This window comes from Streptomyces sp. a15 (genome assembly GCF_059026085.1).
On the sequence record NZ_JBWLKM010000072.1, the window covers coordinates 23,214 to 41,401 of the forward strand.

The window sequence follows — 18,188 nt, forward strand, 5'->3', positions numbered from 1 at the left end:
GACGCGCGACAGCAGAGCGAAAGAAGACGGGGAGAAAAGAAGTTGCCCGGGAGTCTGCTCGATGCCGGCGCCGTGATCGGCTGCCCGCACGGCGGCCGTGTCACCGCCGCCACCACGCCCTCCGGCGGTGTGCTCAGCCAAGGGGTCGCCGTCGCCACGGCCACGCACGGCTACGTCGTCACCGGCTGCCCCCACACCGTCGGCGGTGTGCCCACGCCCTGCGTCTCGGTCCGCTGGACGGCCGACGGCACCGGCGTCACGGTCGACGGCGCACCCGTGCTGCTCGACACCTCAGCGGCCCAGTGCCTCACGGCGGCCTTCGTGCCGCAGGGCCCGCCCGTCGTCCAGGCCGCACAGCGAAAGGTCACCATCCGATGAGCCGCCAGCCGAGCGCGCGTGGCACCCGCCCACGCTCCGACCTCGCGTTCCCCTTCCACGCCGACCGCCGGGGCCGTACAGCGCACGCCGGCCACGCCGAGCACGTCCACGACCTGGTCGAACAACTGCTGTTCACCAGCCCCGGCGAGCGTGTGATGCGTCCCGACTTCGGCTGCGGACTGCTCGACCTGGTCTTCGCCCCGAACAGCCCCGAGCTCGTCAGCACGCTCGAACTCTCCGTCCAGGCGGCGCTGCAGCGCTGGCTCGGCGACCTCATCGAGGTGATCGCCCTCGATATCGAGAGCGCGGACAACGCCGTACGCGTCCATCTTTCGTACGCCGTCCGCGCCACCGGCACCGTGCGCGAGGACGTCTTCGAAGGGCGGGCCGCCGCATGACGAACACCACGACCTCTCGCTGGGCCAAAGTAAGAGCCGCCCAACTCAACGGAGTTGACGCCGTCGAGGTGAGTGACGACGGGCTGCTGCTCACCGTCACCTTCCTCGGCAAGGCCCCGCACGGCCTCGGCCCCGAGAACATCCGTGTCGACGGCGGCCGCCGCGTCACCGGCATCACCGCCGTCGACGTCAGCATCGAGCGCGAGGAGGACCCGGAGCTCGACGACCGGCTCTACGTCACCCTCGACCGGGCCGGCGACACCTCCCGCTACCGGCTCTCGCTCGTCGAGACCGACCCGTACGGACGCCCGGGCATCGCCCCCTTCCGCGGCTTCGACCAGCGCTACCACAGCGCGTCCTTCGCCTTCCGGCCCGACTGCCCGACGCCCTTCGACTGCGAGGACGAGCACGAGAGGGAGCCGGACTTCCCGGACGCGCCGGTCATCGACTACACGGCCCGCGACTACGACACCATCCGCAAGCTGCTCCTGGACCGGCTCGCGCTCACCACCCCCGACTGGGTCGAGCGCAACCCGGCCGACCTGGGCACGACCCTCGTCGAGCTGCTCGCGTACACCGGCGACCAGATCAGCTACCAGCAGGACGCGGTCGCCACCGAGGCCTACCTCGACACCGCGCGCCGCCGGGTCTCCGTACGCCGGCACGTCCGGCTCATCGACTACGCGATGCACGACGGCTGCACGGCGCGGGCGTACGTCGCGGTCGAGACCGCAGGCGACCACACGCTCGCCCCGGGCACCTTCCGCTTCGCCTCCGTCGACGTCCGCAGCCTCGACCCGCACGACCGCCCCGAACCCGGCACGGTCGTCGACGAGAACGACCTCGCCGACCTCGACGAGCGCGGCTCGGTGGAGGTCTTCGAACCGGTCGTCGCCGCCGACCCGTTGGAGCTGAAGGTCGCGCACAACGCCATCCGGCTGTGGACCTGGGGCGGCGAGGTGTGCACCCTGCCCGCCGGGTCCACCTCCGCCACCCTGCGCGACGAGTGGGACGACCCGGAGACCTGCCGGGACCGCCAACTCACTCTCAATCCGGGCGACTTGCTGATCCTGGAGGAGGTGAAGGGCCCGCGCACCGGCACCCCCGGCGACGCCGGCCCCGCCCACCGCCAGGCCGTACGCCTCACCTCCGTCACCCCCGGCCTCGACCGCATCGAGGACCAGCCCGTCCTCGAGATCACCTGGGCCGCCGAGGACGCGCTCCGCTTCCCGCTCTGCCTCACCACCCGCGGCGGACGGGACTGCCTGCCCGTCGAGGACGTGACGCTGGCCCGCGGGAACGTCGTCCTCGTCGACCACGGCCGCACCCTCACCGGGCTCCCCGAGACGGTCACCGTGCCGCCCGAGCCCGCCGTCGTCGCCCCTTGCGACCCTCCCGCCTTCGGCTGCCACGACGGCGAGCAGGGCAACGCGCCGGCCCGGCTCATCGGCTTCCTCACGGACAAGACCGAGTCGGGCGAGGCGCTCGTACCGGACGACGTCCGCGAGCTGTTCACCACCGTGGGCGAGGCGGCGACCGTACGCGCCGGACTCGGCCTGGAGCTGGCCGGACAGCGGCACGTGGGGGCACCCCCGGCCGGAGGCTGGGGGAGTGTCGTTCCCGGCACGGCGTACGCCCAGGCGGCCGCCCTGCGGACCCTGCTCGCGCAGTCCGTCTACCCGGGGATCCGGCCCCGCTTCCGGCCTGTCCTCGGCCGCTCGCCGGTCGTGCAGGCGGTGCCGTTCCCCGATCCGGCCGTCGTCGCCGCAGGACAGGCCGAGCGGATCGCCGCGATCCCGGGGCGCGTCCGGCAGCGGCTCGTCGACCTGTGGCGCAGCGCCCGCGACCGCGACGGGCTCGGCGAGGAGGAGATCGCCGAACTCGCCGTCGTCTACGGCCTGAAGGTCCTGGAGCGCCTCGAACTGCGCCGCCACCCGGTGCGCGGTCTGCGTGAACTCCTTCACCGCAGCGACCAGTTGCTCGACGGCAAGCTGCGCCGCGTGGAGATCCTCACCGCACGGGCCCGCGCGGGCGCGGTCCTCGACGGTCACATCGCCTGGGAGATCGCCCACAGCTGGGGCCCGGCGTACGCGGCCGGACTGCACCCCGACGAGCCGGTGCTCCGCGGCTCCGCATCCGCCGGGCTCACCCAGGACCCGCGCCGGGCGCTGCCCGCCGTACGGCTCCACCAGGACGACCTGGTCTGGGAGCCGCGCCGCGACCTCCTCGACAGCACCTCCCGCGACCGGCACTTCGTCGGCGAACTGGAGGACGACGGCCGCCTCGCCCTGCGCTTCGGCGACGGCCGGCACGGCGCGAAGCCGGCACCGGCGTCCCGGCTCGCCCTGCGCTACCGCCTCGGCGGCGGCAGCGCGGGCAACGTCGGCGCCGAGGCCGTCAACCACCTGGTCATCCAGAGCGAGTGCGAACAGCCGCCCGCCGCCGTCGTCCGCAACCCGCTGCCCGCCACCGGCGGCACCGAGCCCGAACCGGTCGAGCAGGCACGCCAGCTGGCCCCGCTCGACCTGCGCCGCACCCGGCTGCGCGCGGTCACCGCCAAGGACTACGCGGCCCTCGCCTCCGCGCTGCCGGGCGTCCAGCGGGCGGCCGCCGACATCCGCTGGACCGGCAGCACGCAGGAGGCCCACATCGCGATCGACGCGCACGGCAGCGCACAGCCGTCGGCCGAGCTGCTCGCCCGGGTCGAGCAGTCCCTGGAGGCGTACCGGCGCATCGGCCACGACCTCGTGGTCGGCCCCGCCCGCCTGATACCGCTGGACATCGCGCTCACCGTGTGCGCCGCGCCAGGTCACCAGCACGGACAGATCCTGGCCGAGCTGTACCGGGTCCTGGGCACCGGACGCAACGGCTTCTTCCACCCGGACGCGCTGACCTTCGGCGAACCCGTGCGGCTCAGCCGCCTGGTCGCCGTCGCCGCGGCCGTACCGGGCGTGGAGAGCGTCCAGGTGACCCGGCTGCGGCGGCTGTTCGACGAAGCCCGACGAGACAGGGAAGAGAGGGAGGACGGAGTGCTGCGGCTCGGCCCGCTGGAGATCGCCACCTGCGACAACGACCCGGACCGGCCGGAGAACGGCCTGCTGGCGATATCCCTGGGAGGTGCCCGATGACGGCCATCGACTCCACCGTCGAGGGGTGCGCCTGCGGCGGTGCCTGCCGCGGCGGCCACGACGAGCGCCTCGCGCCCGCCCCGCCGCACAACCCGCCCGGCCGCACCGCCCTCGACTACCGCATCGGCGAGTACGGCTCCTTCCTGGCCGCCCTCCTGGACCGGCTCGCCTCACCCGCGTACCCGGCCTTGAGCGGAGCGAAATGGGGGTCCCCCCGGCCGGAGGCTGGGGGAGGCCTGACCGTCCGCACCCCGGACGACCCGGCGATCGGCCTGCTCGACGCCACCGCGGTCCTCGGCGACCTACTGACCTTCCACTCCGAGCGGATCGCCGACGAGGCCTACATCCGTACGGCCAACGAGCACCGCTCGCTGGTCCTGCTCGGCCGGCTCGTCGGCCACCGGCCGCGCCCGGGCGTCGCCGCGAGCACGTACCTGGCGTACACCCTCGAACGCGACCCGCGCGCCGAGGCCCTGCCCGTGCGGATCCCGCGCGGCGCGCGCAGCCACAGCGTGCCCGCCTCCGCCGACGAGCAGTCCCTGACCTTCGAGACGAGCCGCGACCTGACGGCCCGCTGGGACTGGAACGAGCTGAAGGTACGACGGCGCCGGCCCTCCCTGGTGACCCCCGCGGATCTGGAGCGCCGCTCCGAACTCTTCGTGGAGGGGACCGCCAACTCCCTGCAGACCGGGGACCAGCTGCTCTTCGTCTTCGGTGAACAGGCGGGCGGGGAGCGGAAGTTGCTGCCGGTCGCCAGGACGCGGGTCGACCGCGACGACGAGATCACGGCGATCTCCCTGCCGAAGTCGGCCCCGCCGACGCTGAAGGAACTCCTCGACGAGGTACGGCGCTGGACTGCCGAGCCCGCGGTGCCGGGTGAACCGGGTGACGAGCCGTCGACGCCTGCCGTGCCCAACCCGCGCCCGGTGAGCCGGCTGGTCGACGACATCGACGACCAGGTCCTCGACCCGCTGCGGACGGATCTGGACGGGATCAAGACGCCCGAGGAGCTCGCGACCCGGCTCGCGGAGCCCGTCGCCCGCCTCGGCGAGGCGCAGGTGCTGGCCGAGGCGTACGAGGACGTTGCCGCTTGGTTCGAGCAGTTGGAGGCTGTGCTGGCCGAACTCGCTGAGCGCGCATCCGAGTTGGCGCCTGCGCAGACGGTGGGTGCCGCGATGGGTGGTCAGGCGGCTGCGGCGGCGTCGGGGCTGGTCGCGCCCACGCGGCGGAGCCGCATATCGACACGGCCCGCGCCCCTACCCGGCGATTCGCGCGCCGCCGCTCTGCAGGCTCTGGCCGCTGTCCTCCCCGCTCTGCGAACCGCGGCCCCCGCCTCGGCTACCGGCTCGGAACGCCCCGCCACCGACCCCGCCCGCCTCCTCGCCGCCCTCAACCCCACCCTCGGCAGCCTCTACCCCGCCTGGCGCACGGTCGCCGCCCCCGGCGCCCCGCAGCTGCTGCGCGAACTGCTCGCGATGCGGGTCACCGCGGCCCCCTTCGGCGCCACGGCCCCGCTCAAGCCGGTCCAGGACAACCGGGGCCGGGTCATCCGCACCGCGGACTGGCCGCTCACTGGCGCGGTGCTGGTGAGTATGCGGGTGGTGTACGACACCGGCGGCAAGGTCCCGGTCCGGGCGGAGTTCCAGTACGTCGAGGGCAGCAGCTCCGACCAGCGCGCCGAGAACCTGCCCGTCCCGCAGTTCGCCACCTTCCCGCTGGGCACGGGCCAGGTCGACCTGTCCGTACGCTCCGGCCAGGACCGCGAGCTGAGCTGGCTGAACCGCCGCCCGGCCGACTCCCAGGAGCCCGGCGTCACCGCCCGCCTCCACTCGGGTCTGCCCGAGCGCACCCTGTTCGTGTCGCGGCCCGGCGACGACGGCCTGGTCCAGGTGGGCGTCCACAACGGTACGGCGCAGCAGATCGCCCTGCGGCCGGGCGCCTCGGAGCAGTTCACCCACGGCGACTACGAGGTGAGCCTCAGGTACACGGTGGGCAGCGCCGAACCCCATGTCGAGATCGTCATCGCCAGCAAGCCGCAGCCCGTCAACCGCACCGTGCTGCAACTCGACACCGTGCACGACGGGATCACGGTCGGCAGCTGGGTCGCGGTCCGGCGCCCCGCCAAGGGCGCCCAGGACGGTGTACCCGGCGACGCCAAGCTCGCCTTCGTCACCACGCAGGTCGTGGCCGCGCGCACGGCGGCGTACACCAACTACGGCATCACCGGCCGCGGCACCGAACTCACCCTCGCCGACCCCTGGCTGGACGAGTTCGACGTGTTGCTGTCGCACATCCGCGACACCACCGTGCACGCGGCGGGCGAGCCGCTGCGCCTCGCCGACGAGCCCCTCGGCGAGGACGTCCACGGCAACGAGATCGAACTCGCCGAGCTGCACGACGGGTTGGGCCCCGGACGCACGCTCGTCGTCACCGGTGAGCGCAGTGACATCCCGGGGGCCATCGCCGCCACCGAGGTCGTCACGATCGCCGCCGCCGACCCGGCCGTCGACCCCCAGCTGCCCGGCGACCGCGTGCACACCCGGCTCACCCTGACCACCGACCTCGCCCACCGCTACCGCCGCGAGACCGTCCGCATCCTCGGCAACGTCGTCGAGGCCACCCACGGCGAGAGCCGGGGCGAGGCGATCGGCAGCGGCGACTCGGACCGGGTCAATCAGACCTTCGCGCTCTGGCAGTCGCCGCTCACCTGGCTCGCCGACGACAACCCCCTCGGTGCCACAGCGGTGTTGGAGGTCCGGGTCGACGGCGTGCTGTGGCACGAGGTCGACAGCCTCGCCGGACGCGGCCCGCGCGAGCGCGTCTACATCACCGGCTCCACCGCAGACGGCCGTACGACGGTGACCTTCGGCGACGGCGTCCACGGCGCCCGGCTGCCCACCGGCCACGACAACGTCCACGCCCGCTACCGCTTCGGCACCGGCAGGGCCGCCAACGTCCCCGCCGACCGGATCAGCCAGCCGCTCACCCGCCCGCTGGGCGTCACCGCGGTCACCAACCCCCGCCCGGCCGGCGGCGGCGCGGACGCGGACGGGCCCGGCCTGACCCGCCGTACGATCCCCCTCGCGGTCTCAGCCCTGGACAGGCTCGTCTCCCCGTCCGACTACGAGGACTTCGCCCGCTCCCGGGCCGGCATCGGCCGGGCCGCCGCGCGCGAGCTCTTCGACGGCCGGCGGCGCGTGCTGCACGTGACCGTCGCGGGCACGGACGACGTGCCGGTCGGCGAGGAGACCTTGCGCCCCCTGCGCGGAGCGCTCACCGAGTACGGCGACCCCGGCCTCCCCGTCCGCGTCGACGCGCGCGAACTGGTCCTGCTGCTCGTCGCCGCCAAGGTGAAGGTGGCCCCGGACCACGCCTGGGAGACGGTGGAGCCACGCCTTCGCCAGGCTCTGCTGCGCCGGCTCGGCTACGAGGGACGGGAGCTGGCGCGGCCCGCCCGCCTCTCCGAACTCCTGGCCGCGGCCCACACCGTGCCCGGCGTCGACTACGTGGACGTGGACGTGTTCACGGGTGTCCCCGCGTCCGCCACTCCGCAGGAGCTGACCGACCTGCTCACCGACCCCGGCGCGCCCAGGGCATCCGTCCCCGCGCACCCGGCGACGTACGACGAGAAGGTCCACACGGTTCGCGCCGAGAACGGCGAGACGCTGACGGAGGTCTGCGCCCGCTACGGCATCCCGCTCGCCGAACTCCTGCGCCTCAACCCCGACATCACCGACACCCGGCGCCTGCCCAAGGGCCGGTCGGTGTTCGTCTTCCGTGGCATCCGCCCCGCCCAGCTGGCCCTGCTGTCGCCGCGCGCCGCGGACACCCTGATTCTGACGGAGGTCAAGTGATGGCTGCCAACTCTGCGGATGTCCAGTTGGACACCGCAACCCCGGCGACGACCCGGGAACCCGACGGCCTCGCCGCCCTGCTGCCCCGCTGGCACCTCCTGCGCGACGCCGAGGAGGGCGAACCCCTGCGCGCGCTGCTCGCCGTGATCGCCGAGCAGCTCGACCGGGTCCGCGACGGCGTCGAGCAGGGCTACGAGGACCTGTTCGTGGAGACGGCCGCGCCCTGGGTGCTGCCGTACCTCGGCGACCTCGTCGGCTACCGCACCCTGCCCGGCTACGAGCGCGTCCTCACCGAGGGCCTGCACGACGGCGGCCGCGACGCGCTGGCCGAGGCGATCGCCCCGCGCGCCGACGTGGCGGCCACCGTCGCCAACCGCCGCCGCAAGGGCACGCTGCACCTCCTGGAGGAGATCTCCGAGCAGGTGGCCGGCTGGCCGGCCCGGGCCGTCGAGCTGTCGCGACTGGTCGCCCACAACCAACCGGTGAAGCTCCACCGGGACACGGGCAGGGGACGTCTCGCCGACCTCCGGGACGGCTCCGCGCTCGCCCTCGCGGGCGGCCCCTTCGACACGGCGGCCCGAACGGTGGATGTGCGCCGGTCCAACTCGACGAAAAGGCAAGGCGGCCGGACCCCCGCCGGAGTCGGTCTCTTCGTCTGGCGCCTCAAGCCGTACGCGCTGACCGCGTCCCCGGCGTACTGCATCGACCGCGCCCGCAACCTCTACACCTTCTCCATCCTCGGCAACGACACCCCCCTGGCCACCAAGCCGGTCCCGGAGCCGTCGCCCACGCACATCGCCACCGTCGACAACGTGCCCGCCCTCATCACCCGCCGCCTGCTCCACGACCGGCTCGCCGACTACTACGGCCCCGGCAAGAGCCTGGTCATCCGGCGCGACGGCGAGGACCAGCCCGTACCGCCGTCCGACATCGTGGTCGCCGACCTGTCCGACTGGCGCTACCGGCCGAAGCGCGGGCAGGTCGCCGTCGACCCCGAGCTCGGGCGGATCGCGTTCGGCTCCCGGACCGCGCCCCGGCAGGGCGTATGGGCGGACTATCACTACGCGTTCGGCGCCGACCTGGGCGGCGGCGAGTACGAGCGGCCCGACCGTGTGGCCCTCCCCCACTCTCGGCTTCGCTCGAGCGGGGGGACCCCCATCGACGCCGCCTTCTACCGGGTCGGACCGGGACAGCCGTACCGCCAGATCATGGACGCCTACCGGGCCTGGCAGCACGACCGCCGGGCCGACCGGACCGGGCCCGAGGGCATCATCGAGATCACGCACAGCGGCGCCTACCAGGAGCAGCTGGACTTCGACCTCGACCCCGGCGACCGGCTGGAAGTACGGGCGGCCGAGGGCGCCCGGCCGGTGATCCGCCTGCTCGACTGGTACAGCAACCGCCCGGACGCCCTCAACATCCGTGCCGTCAGCGACGACTGCGCCCCGCACGAGCGGCCCCGTCTCGTCCTCGACGGGCTCCTCGTCGCCGGGCGCGGCATCAACGTCACCGGCCCGATGGGCGCCGTCGTCGTACGCCACAGCACCCTCGTGCCCGGCTGGTCCCTGGAGCCCGAGTGCGCACCGCACTCGCCGGAGGAGCCCAGCATCGTCCTGGAACGCACCACCGCCTGCCTCCAGGTCGAGCACAGCATCCTCGGCACCGTCGAGGTCATCGGCGACGAGGTGAGCGAGGACCCCCTCGACATCCACCTGAGGGACAGCATCCTCGACGCCACCGGCCACGACCGCGAGGCCCTGTCCGCACCGGACTGCCGCCACGCCCACGCCGTGCTCCACCTGCACCGGACGACCGTCATCGGCGAGATCCACACCCACGCCGTCCAGATCGCCGAGAACTCGATCCTCACCGGGAAACTGCACGTGGCCCGGCGCGGCATCGGCTGCCTGCGGTACTCGTACGTCCCCGCCGGCTCGCGCACGCCCCGCAGGCACCGATGCCCCACTGGCGTGCGCCCGTTGTTCACCTCCGAGCGCTACGGGACCCCGTGGTACGGGCAGTTGGCCGACCGCGGTCCCGAGGAGATCCGGCGCGGCTCGGACGACGGCGCCGAGCTGGGCGCCTTCCACGACCTGTACCGGCCGCAGCGCGAGGACGGCCTCCGGGCGCGGCTCGCGGAGTACACGCCCGCGGGCACGGACGCCGGGATCTTCTTCGTGACGTGAGCACAACCAAGCCGTGAACCCGCACATCTCGACCCAGGGGGACCCCCTTCATGCACGCTGACCTCTCCCGCTCCACGTTCCGCCCGGAGCGGCACTACACCGCGGTCATCGCCCAGCAGGGCCGCGTCCAGCTCGACGCCGACGCCAACGAGCAGACCGCGATCCAGCTCCACCAGTCCCGCACCCTCGCCGCGGACCTCATCGGCCGGCACGGCGGGCCGCGCGACGCGCCGGGCTTCCGCATCGAGTACGTGGGCGGCCGGCACGACATCGACACGCTCCACATCCACGGCGGCCGCTACTACGTCGACGGCATCCTCCTCGACGCCGACCGGCCGGCCCCCGGCACGCCCGTCCCCGACGAGGACGCCGAGGAGCAGGACACCGCGGCCCCGCCCGCGTACTGGACCTACTGGGACCAGCCCGACGGGCACCGCGACCCGGAGAAGCCCGGCGACCGGCTGCCCTCGCCCGCGCAGTCGCCGTTCCTCGTCTACCTCAAGGTGTGGGAGCGGTCGGTGACCGCCGCCGAGGACCCGGCGCTGCGCGAGGTCGCCCTCGGCGCGGCGATGCCCGACACGGCCGCCCGCGTCAAGGTCGTATGGCAGGTACTGCCGCTGTCGCTGGCGGAGTTGGCGATCGAGGAGACCGACCCGTCGAAGGAGGTCGTCCGCGCCGCCTTCGACAAGTGGGCCAAGGGCCAGTCTGCGCCCTCCGCCCGCCTCGCCGCCCGCAGCGAACGGCCCGACCACGCCGACGAGGACCCGTGCCTGGTCAAGCCCGACGCCCGCTACCGCGGCCCGGAGAACCAGCTCTACCGCGTCGAGGTCCACGCCGGCGGCGAGGCCGGGGAGGCCACCTTCAAGTGGTCCCGCGAGAACGGCTCCGTGGTCTTCCCGGTCGACGAACTCGACGGCACCTGGGTGCAGTTGGCCTCGCTCGGCCACGACGACAAGCTGGACCTGGACGTCGGTGACCTCGTCGAGTTCACCGACACCGCCTACGCCTCCCGCCTGGAGGCGCTGCCCCTGCTGCGCGTCGAGGAACTGGACCTGCCCGGCCGCCGGGTCCGGCTGTCCGCCGAGTCGGAGCCGGGCGTCGGCCGGCTGCCCCACCTCAACCCCTTCCTGCGCCGCTGGGACCACCGCGAGGGACCGAAGCGCAAGGGCCGTACCGCCGCCCTGCAAGGTGGCGCGCTGAAGGTCGAGGAGGGCGAGTGGCTCCCCTTGGAGGACGGCGTCGAGGTCTACTTCGCCAAGGGCGGCACCTACCGCACCGGCGACCACTGGGGCATCCCCGCCCGTACCGCCACCGGCAGCGTCGAGTGGCCGGCCGACCCGGCCCGCCGTCCGCTGCTCCAGGCATCGGTCGGCATCGCCCGCCACTTCGCCCCGCTCGCCCTGGTCAAGGGCGAGGCCGGTGCCGTCGACCTGCGGCTCGCCTTCGCCCCGCTGGCCAGCAGCATCCCGGCGGCGGACGAGGCGACGCTCGCGGCGGAGGAACAGGCCCGCCGACAGGAACTGGAGGCGGAGACCGACCCCTCGGGCGGCCGGTCGCAGACCACAGCCGAGGCCGAGGCGGCCGCGGAAGGAGACGAGTGATGGCCAAGCCGATCAGCGCGTCCAAGATGGTGGAGATCCTGCGCGCCGAGGGCCTGACGGTCCACGAGGTGCGCAACTGGCGCTCCCACAACCGCAACACCAAGGGACCCTGGGGCCCGGTGAACGGCGTGATGATCCACCACACCGTCACCTCCGGCACCGACGCCTCCGTGAACATCTGTTACAACGGCTACTCCGGCCTGCCCGGCCCCCTGTGTCACGGCGTCATCGACAAGAAGGGCCACATCCACCTCGTCGGCAACGGCCGCGCCAACCACGCCGGGCTCGGTGACAGCGATGTCCTGCGCGCCGTGGTCAACGAGGCGAAGCTGCCGCCCGACAACGAGGCCGACACCGACGGCAACCGGCACTTCTACGGCTTCGAGTGCGTCAACCTCGGCGACGGCAAGGACCCCTGGCCCGAGGTCCAGAAGGAGGCCATCGAGAAGGTGGCCGCCGCGATCTGCCGCCACCACGGCTGGAGCGAGCGGTCCGTCATCGGCCACAAGGAGTGGCGGCCCGGCAAGACGGACCCGCGCGGCTTCACGATGGACGGCATGCGAAAGCGCATAGCCGACCGGCTGGGCGGCAAGGCACAGCCCCCCGACCCCAAGCCCACGCCGTCGAAGCCGTCGTACGAGCCGTTCCCGGGCAGCGGCTTCTTCCACGTCGGGCAGAAGTCCCCGGTCATCACGGCGATGGGCCGCCGCCTGGTCGCCGAGGGCTGCGGCCGCTACGACGAGGGCCCCGGCCCCGAGTGGACCGAGGCCGACCGGCGCTCCTACCAGGCCTGGCAGCACAAGCTCCACTTCAAGGGCAAGGACGCCGACGGCATCCCGGGCAAGGTCAGCTGGGACAAGCTGAGGGTCCCGGGCTCCTGACCCCGCGCTGCCGCTCCTACCCGGCCATCCGCGTGTCGGCCGTGGGCAGGGGCGGCAGCGCCGTGTCGTACACCCACGCCTGGAACACCTCGTCCAGCGGCTCGGCCGCGAACCGCGCCACATGCGCCGTGAACGTCGTCGTGCTCACCGACCCGCCCCGGTGCAGCCCGGCCCAGCCGCGCAGCATCCGGAAGAAGGCGTCGTCGCCCATCGCGCACCGCACCGCGTGCAGGGTCAGCCCGCCGCGTTCGTAGAGCCGGTCGTCGAACATCGACTTGCGGCCCGGGTCGGCCAGCCGGAGGTCCTGGGGGAGGGAGGACAGCAACCGGTGTGCGGCGGCGGCGTGCCGATGGGCCGGGCGCCCGCCCGACCGCTCCGACCACAGCCACTCCGCGTACTTCGCGAAGCCCTCGTTCAGCCAGATGTGCCGCCAGTCGGCGATGGACACGCTGTTGCCGAACCACTGGTGCGCCAGCTCGTGCGCGACCAGCCGCTCCGAACCCCGCGCCCCGTCCACGTGGTTGGCGCCGAACAGCGACAACCCCTGTGCCTCGACGGGGACATCGAGCTCCTCCTCGGTCACCACGACGGCGTACTCGCCGAACGGGTAGGGCCCGAAGAGCTGTTGGAAGACATGCATCATCTGCGGCTGCCGCGCGAAGTCCCGCGAGAACTCCGCAAGCAGGTGCGCCGGAATGTGCCCGTGCTGCGGCACACCGCCCAGCCCCGGATCACCCAGCAGCACCGTCTGGTACTTGCCGATCGACAGCCCGACCAGATAGCTGGACGTCGGCGCGGACTGCTCGTACACCCAGGTCGTCGTCGACGCCTTCGTGGTCCGGGTCAGCAGGCGCCCGCCGGCCACCACCGAGTACGCCGACGGCGTGGTGATCGAGATCTGGTACGACGCCTTGTCGGCGGGCCGGTCGTTGCACGGGTACCAGGACGGTGCCCCGACCGGCTGGCTCGCCACCAGCGCCCCGTCCTCCAGCTCCTCCCAGCCGAGCCCGCCCCAGGGGCTGGTGACCGGCTTGGGGTTGCCCGACCAGTCCACCTCGACCGTGAAGGCGGCCCCGGCGCGGATCGGCTTCGCGGGCCGGACCCGCAGCCGCCCGCCCCGGTGCGTGTAGTGCGGCTGCCGCCCGTCCACCCGGACCCGGCCGATCTTGAAGTCGGCGAGATTCAGCACGAACTCCGCGAGCGGCGACCGTCCCGCTATGCCGTTGATCCGGGCCGTCCCGGACAGCCGGTTGGGACCCGGGCGGTAGTCCAGCGCGAGCTCGTAGCGGTGCACCCGGTAACGGGGATCGCCGTTGGCCGGAAAGTACGGGTCCGGACCCACTGCCTGCTGAACGGTCACTGCTGCGTCTGCTCCCTGCGCTGTGCTCGAACGTCGTGCCGGTGCACCGTCCTGTGGGCCTGTCCGGCGGATCATGCCGCAGACGCGGGGGGCATCAGGCGCCGCCGATTTCCTGCGACCTGATCCGCCGGACAGGCCCCGGACCCGACCCGAACGAGCCGCGCAGCGCTTTCAGGAGCGCCATGACTCGATCGGATTGCCCAGCCAGCGGGTGTCGTCGGGAACGGACTCCGCCGCCATCACCAGCGACGCCGGACCCAGAGTGGTACGGGCGCCGACCGTGCTGCCGGGCAGGACGATTCCGCCAGGACCCAGCGTCGCGCCCTCACGGAGGACCACAGTATCCGTCCGCAAGATCCGGTCGTGGAAGAGGTGCGTCTGGAGCACACAGCCCCGGTTCACCGTCGCCGCGTCCCCCAGCGTCACCAGGTCGGTCTCGGGCAGCCAGTAGCTCTCCACCCACACACCCCGCCCGATCTTCGCACCCAGCCCGCGCAGCCACGCCGTCATCACCGGCGTACCCGGCACCGAACCGGCCAGCCACGGCACGGCCACCACCTCGACGAAGGTGTCCGCCAGCTCGTTGCGCCACACGAACCCGCTCCACAGCGGATGCTCCCCGCTGCGGTGCCGCCCCACGAGCACCCACTTGGCCACGATGGACAGCAGCCCCGCCGCGACCCCGGCCCCGAGCAGCACGAGCCCCGACAGCAGCGGCGCCCACACACCCAGCGAACCCAGCGCGCACAGCGCCGCCACCGTCAGCACGGCGATCCCCGCCGAGCAGAACACCGGCACGATCCGGCACAGCTCCACCAGGCCGCGCGCCCACAGCAGCCGCGCCGGCGGATCGTACGTCCGGCTCTGGTCACCGCCGGCCGCCGCGCGCGGCAGCTTCACCGGCGGCAGCCCCAGATAGGAGCTGCCCTTCTTCGCCTTCTTCGGCGTCGCCGACAGCACACCCACCAGCCCGCCGTCCGGCACCGACCGCCCCGGCCCGGTCATCCCCGAGTTCCCGAGGAAGGCCCGCCGCCCGATCTCCGCCCGCCCGATCCGCATCCAGCCACCGCCGAGCTCGTACGGCGCGGTCAGCGTGTCGTCCGCCAGGAACGCGCCCTCGCCGACCGTCGTCAGGCTCGGCAGCGCGAGCACGGTCGACACCTCGGCGCCCCGCCCGATCCGCATCCCGAGCAGCCGCAGCCACACCGGCGTGACCAGCCCGGCGTACAGCGGGAACAGCGTCTCCCGCGAGCGGTCCATCAGCTGCGTGACCGTCCACGCCTGCCAGCCGATCCGGCTGTGCGTGGGGTGCGTGCCCTCCCGCAGGCCCAGGCTGAGCAGTCGTACGGCGATCAGGAGCAGCAGCGCGTACGCCAGCCCGAAGGCCAGCGTCGCCGGGACGAGGGCGAGCGCGGCACCCTGGAGCGCCTCGCCGAGCCCGGTGCCGGATTCCACGAACACGCGCGCCACCAGCAGCGCCGCCACGCCCGCCAGCACCGGCAGCAGCGTCAGCGCGAAGCCCGCCATGCCGTACATGACACGCCAGTACGTGCCGCGCACCGGCCGTTCCTTCGGCCAGTTCCGCTTGGCCTTGCCGAGCTTGACCGCGGGCGCGCCCGCCCAGCGCTGCCCGGTCGGGATCTGACCGGTGACGGCCGAACCGGGTGCCACCTCGGCCCGCTTGCCGACCCGGGCGCCCGGGAAGAGAATGCTGCGCGTGCCGACGACGGCGTGCCCGCCGACCCTGACCGCGCCGATCTCCAGCCGGTCGCCGTCCAGCCACCAGCCGGACAGGTCCACCTCGGACTCCACGGCCGCGCCCCGGCCCAGCTTGAGCATGCCGGTGACCGGCGGCAGCGAGTGCAGGTCCACCTCGGGACCGACCTTGGCGCCCAGCGCCCGCGCGTACCGCTCCAGCCACGACCCGGTCAGCGAGGTCGCCCCGCTGAACTCGGCCAGCCGCTCGGCGGTCCACAGCCGCAGATGCACGCTGCCACCGCGCGCGTACCGCCCCGGCTGCACACCGCGCAGCAGCAGCCGCGCCCCGCCCGCGGCGATCGCGAGCCGCCCCGGCGGGCTGAAGAACAGCAGCGCCCCGGCCCCGACGGCCCACCAAGGCGCGGTCGGCAGCCAGGAGTAGGCGGGCAGCACGTTCCCGAGCGCGGCCAGCGCCACACTCCAGCGCAGTCCGAGCAGCGTGAACAGGGGGAGCAGCACCAGGAGTTGGACCGCCTGGGCGCGTACCGGAACCGGAGCGACGGTCCGCTCGGCACCGTCGTCCTGCGAGGACTCCTCCAGGTGCCGCGCTAGCTTGCGCAGCACGGGCTGCTGGTAGATGTCGAGGACGGCCGCGCTCGGGTAGCGGGTACGCAGCCGTGTGGTCAGCTGGGCGGCGGCGAGGCTGCTGCCGCCGATCGCGAAGAAGTCGTCCCGCGCACTCGACACGGGGATGCCGAGAACCCCGCTCCACTGCTCGGCGAGCCAGGCCTCGGTGCCGTACAGCTGCTCGGCCGGACCACCGGTCGTCAGCCCCTCCAGCGGCCAGGGGAGGGCGCCCCGGTCCACCTTGCCGCTCGTCCGGGTCGGCAGGTCGTCGACCGGTGCGAGCAGCGGGACGAGCGCGGCCGGCAGTTCGGCCCGCAGCTTTTCGACGGCCGCCGCGTGGTCCCAGCCGTCCTGGGTGACGACATACCCGACGAGGAGCTGGTTGCCGCTGCGGGCGGTGCGTACCGCGGCCGCGGCCCCCGCCACGCCGGGCAAGGCCTGGAGCGCCGCGTCCACCTCACCGAGCTCGATGCGCCGTCCGCCGAGCTTGATCTGCTCGTCGGCCCGCCCGAGGAAGACCAGCCCCTGAGGCTCCGCCTTGACGAGGTCACCGCTGCGGTACGCCCGCTCCCACCCGAGGGACTCCAGCGGCGCGTACTTCTCCGCGTCCTTCTCGGCGTCGAGATACCGCGCGAGCCCGACCCCGCCGATCACCAGCTGCCCGGTGCCGCCCATCGGCACGGGCTCCCCGGCCTCGTCCACGACGGCCAGCTCCCAGCCGTCCAACGGCAGCCCGATCCGGATCGGCTCCTCGCCGCTCATCAGCGACGCACAGGCCACGACGGTCGCCTCGGTCGGCCCGTACGTGTTCCAGACCTCGCGCCCCTCCGTCACCAGCCGCTGCACCAGCTCGGGCGGGCAGGCCTCACCGCCGAAGATCAGCAGCCGTACGTCGTTCAGGTGCTCGGGCTCCCACAGCGAGGCCAGCGTCGGCACGGTCGACACCGCGCTGATCTCCTGATCGGCCAGCCAGGGCCCGAGATCGGCACCGCTCCTGACCTGCGAGCGCGGCACCGGCACGAGGCATGCCCCGTACCGCCAGGCCAGCCACATCTCCTCGCAGGACGCGTCGAACGCGACCGACAGACCCGCCATGACCCGGTCCCCGGGCCCGATCGGATCCTCCGTGAGGAACAGCGCCGCCTCGGCGTCCACGAACGCGGCGGCACTGCGATGGCTGACGGCGACGCCCTTGGGCTTCCCGGTGGATCCGGAGGTGAAGATGATCCAGGCGTCGTGCTCCGTGCCGGGCCGCGCCGCGGGGAGGTCGCTGCGCGAGAACGCGGTGAGCTCGTGCCCGGCCCCGACGACGGCCCGCACCTCCGCCTCCCCGAACACCAACTCGGCCCGCTCGTCCGGGTCCTCGGCGTCCACCGGCACATAGGCGGCCCCGGCAGCCAGTACGGCGAGAATCGCGACGTACAGCTCATTGGTGCCGGACGGCACCCGGACCCCCACCCGGTCCCCGAGCCCGACCCCGGCACCGGCCAGCGCGCGCCGCAGGTCCTCCACCGTGGCGGCCAGCTCCCGGTAGGTCAGCCCCGTCGTGCCGTCGTCCAGGGCGAGTTCGTCGGGATACGACCGCACCGACGCGTCGAAGATGTCGACGAGGGTGCGCGGCGAGGCCGCCGGTCCCCCGGAGAAGCGTGCCGTGTCGCCGAACCGTTCTCGGAGCTCTTCGTCGAGCAGGCCGAGAGCACTGCTCTCGTGTATCGCTGCCATCGGGCCCTCGCGTCTCGATCCCGGAAGCCTCCGGGGCGCTGGCGGGGCCCGCAGGTCTGCCTGGGGTTGTCCGTTTCCAGCTCCGTTCCGTAACAAGCCGGAAATTTTAGTACGACGCTAGGCTCGGGCCCCTTGTCCGGCCACTGGGGACGGCCTTTCGAGGGCCTGCACGCGCCCTGCGCAGGGGCGTTGACCTGGTGATCTTCAGGCCGGGGAGAGATGGCCCACACAACGAGCGAGGGCCGCGATCCAGTGATCGCGGCCCTCGCTCATCTCAAGTGTCCGAGGGGGGACTTGAACCCCCACGCCCGATAAAGGGCACTAGCACCTCAAGCTAGCGCGTCTGCCATTCCGC

9 protein-coding genes are annotated in these 18,188 nt (G+C 73.3%); 7 read left to right on the forward strand and 2 right to left on the reverse strand.

Annotated elements, in window-relative coordinates; genetic code table 11:
- The first annotated feature begins 42 nt into the window (after positions 1 to 42).
- Genes AC5P09_RS40680 through AC5P09_RS40710 form a run of 7 tightly spaced genes read left to right on the forward strand, consistent with a single transcriptional unit; the run spans position 43 to position 12,426 of the window.
- A complete protein-coding gene (locus tag AC5P09_RS40680; protein WP_411151431.1) occupies positions 43 to 378 on the forward strand; it encodes a hypothetical protein in 336 nt (111 codons plus the stop codon).
- Positions 375 to 776 (forward strand): GPW/gp25 family protein, encoded by a 402-nt coding sequence (locus AC5P09_RS40685; protein WP_493878735.1) that lies wholly within the window; start codon positions 375 to 377, stop codon positions 774 to 776. The genes AC5P09_RS40680 and AC5P09_RS40685 overlap by 4 nt, the downstream gene beginning before the upstream one ends.
- Positions 773 to 3,904: a putative baseplate assembly protein gene (locus AC5P09_RS40690; RefSeq protein WP_493878736.1), complete on the forward strand. Its 3,132-nt coding sequence runs from the start codon at positions 773 to 775 to the stop codon at positions 3,902 to 3,904. The genes AC5P09_RS40685 and AC5P09_RS40690 overlap by 4 nt, the downstream gene beginning before the upstream one ends.
- Positions 3,901 to 7,758 carry a putative baseplate assembly protein gene (locus tag AC5P09_RS40695; protein ID WP_493878737.1) on the forward strand — a complete coding sequence of 1,286 codons (3,858 nt, stop codon included), beginning with the start codon at positions 3,901 to 3,903 and terminating at the stop codon, positions 7,756 to 7,758. Before AC5P09_RS40690 ends, AC5P09_RS40695 begins: the two co-directional genes overlap by 4 nt.
- Complete coding sequence (locus AC5P09_RS40700; protein ID WP_493878738.1) at positions 7,758 to 9,944, forward strand: hypothetical protein; 2,187 nt, start codon at positions 7,758 to 7,760, stop codon at positions 9,942 to 9,944. The genes AC5P09_RS40695 and AC5P09_RS40700 overlap by 1 nt, the downstream gene beginning before the upstream one ends.
- A gap of 50 nt (positions 9,945 to 9,994) precedes the next feature.
- On the forward strand, positions 9,995 to 11,545 hold the full coding sequence (locus tag AC5P09_RS40705) for a DUF6519 domain-containing protein (protein WP_493878739.1): 1,551 nt from the start codon (positions 9,995 to 9,997) through the stop codon (positions 11,543 to 11,545).
- Entirely contained in the window at positions 11,545 to 12,426 is an 882-nt protein-coding gene (locus AC5P09_RS40710; protein ID WP_493878740.1) for a peptidoglycan-binding protein, read from the forward strand. The genes AC5P09_RS40705 and AC5P09_RS40710 overlap by 1 nt, the downstream gene beginning before the upstream one ends.
- A 16-nt stretch (positions 12,427 to 12,442) precedes the next feature.
- Here AC5P09_RS40710 and AC5P09_RS40715 read toward each other — a convergent pair whose 3' ends face one another.
- Both AC5P09_RS40715 and AC5P09_RS40720 read right to left on the reverse strand, forming a co-directional pair.
- Positions 12,443 to 13,786 (reverse strand): M1 family metallopeptidase, encoded by a 1,344-nt coding sequence (locus AC5P09_RS40715; RefSeq protein WP_493878741.1) that lies wholly within the window; start codon positions 13,784 to 13,786, stop codon positions 12,443 to 12,445.
- Between the two features lie 171 nt (positions 13,787 to 13,957).
- A complete protein-coding gene (locus AC5P09_RS40720; RefSeq protein ID WP_493878742.1) occupies positions 13,958 to 17,833 on the reverse strand; it encodes a Pls/PosA family non-ribosomal peptide synthetase in 3,876 nt (1,291 codons plus the stop codon).
- Positions 17,834 to 18,188 lie beyond the last annotated feature (355 nt).

Coding starts and splice junctions, on each gene's coding strand:
- AC5P09_RS40705 (WP_493878739.1), top strand. CDS start 9,995: ATGCACGCTGACCTCTCCCGCTCCACGTTCCGCCCGGAGCGGCACTAC.
- AC5P09_RS40710 (WP_493878740.1), top strand. CDS start 11,545: ATGGCCAAGCCGATCAGCGCGTCCAAGATGGTGGAGATCCTGCGCGCC.
- AC5P09_RS40685 (WP_493878735.1), top strand. CDS start 375: ATGAGCCGCCAGCCGAGCGCGCGTGGCACCCGCCCACGCTCCGACCTC.
- AC5P09_RS40720 (WP_493878742.1), bottom strand. CDS start 17,833: ATGGCAGCGATACACGAGAGCAGTGCTCTCGGCCTGCTCGACGAAGAG.
- AC5P09_RS40690 (WP_493878736.1), top strand. CDS start 773: ATGACGAACACCACGACCTCTCGCTGGGCCAAAGTAAGAGCCGCCCAA.
- AC5P09_RS40695 (WP_493878737.1), top strand. CDS start 3,901: ATGACGGCCATCGACTCCACCGTCGAGGGGTGCGCCTGCGGCGGTGCC.
- AC5P09_RS40700 (WP_493878738.1), top strand. CDS start 7,758: ATGGCTGCCAACTCTGCGGATGTCCAGTTGGACACCGCAACCCCGGCG.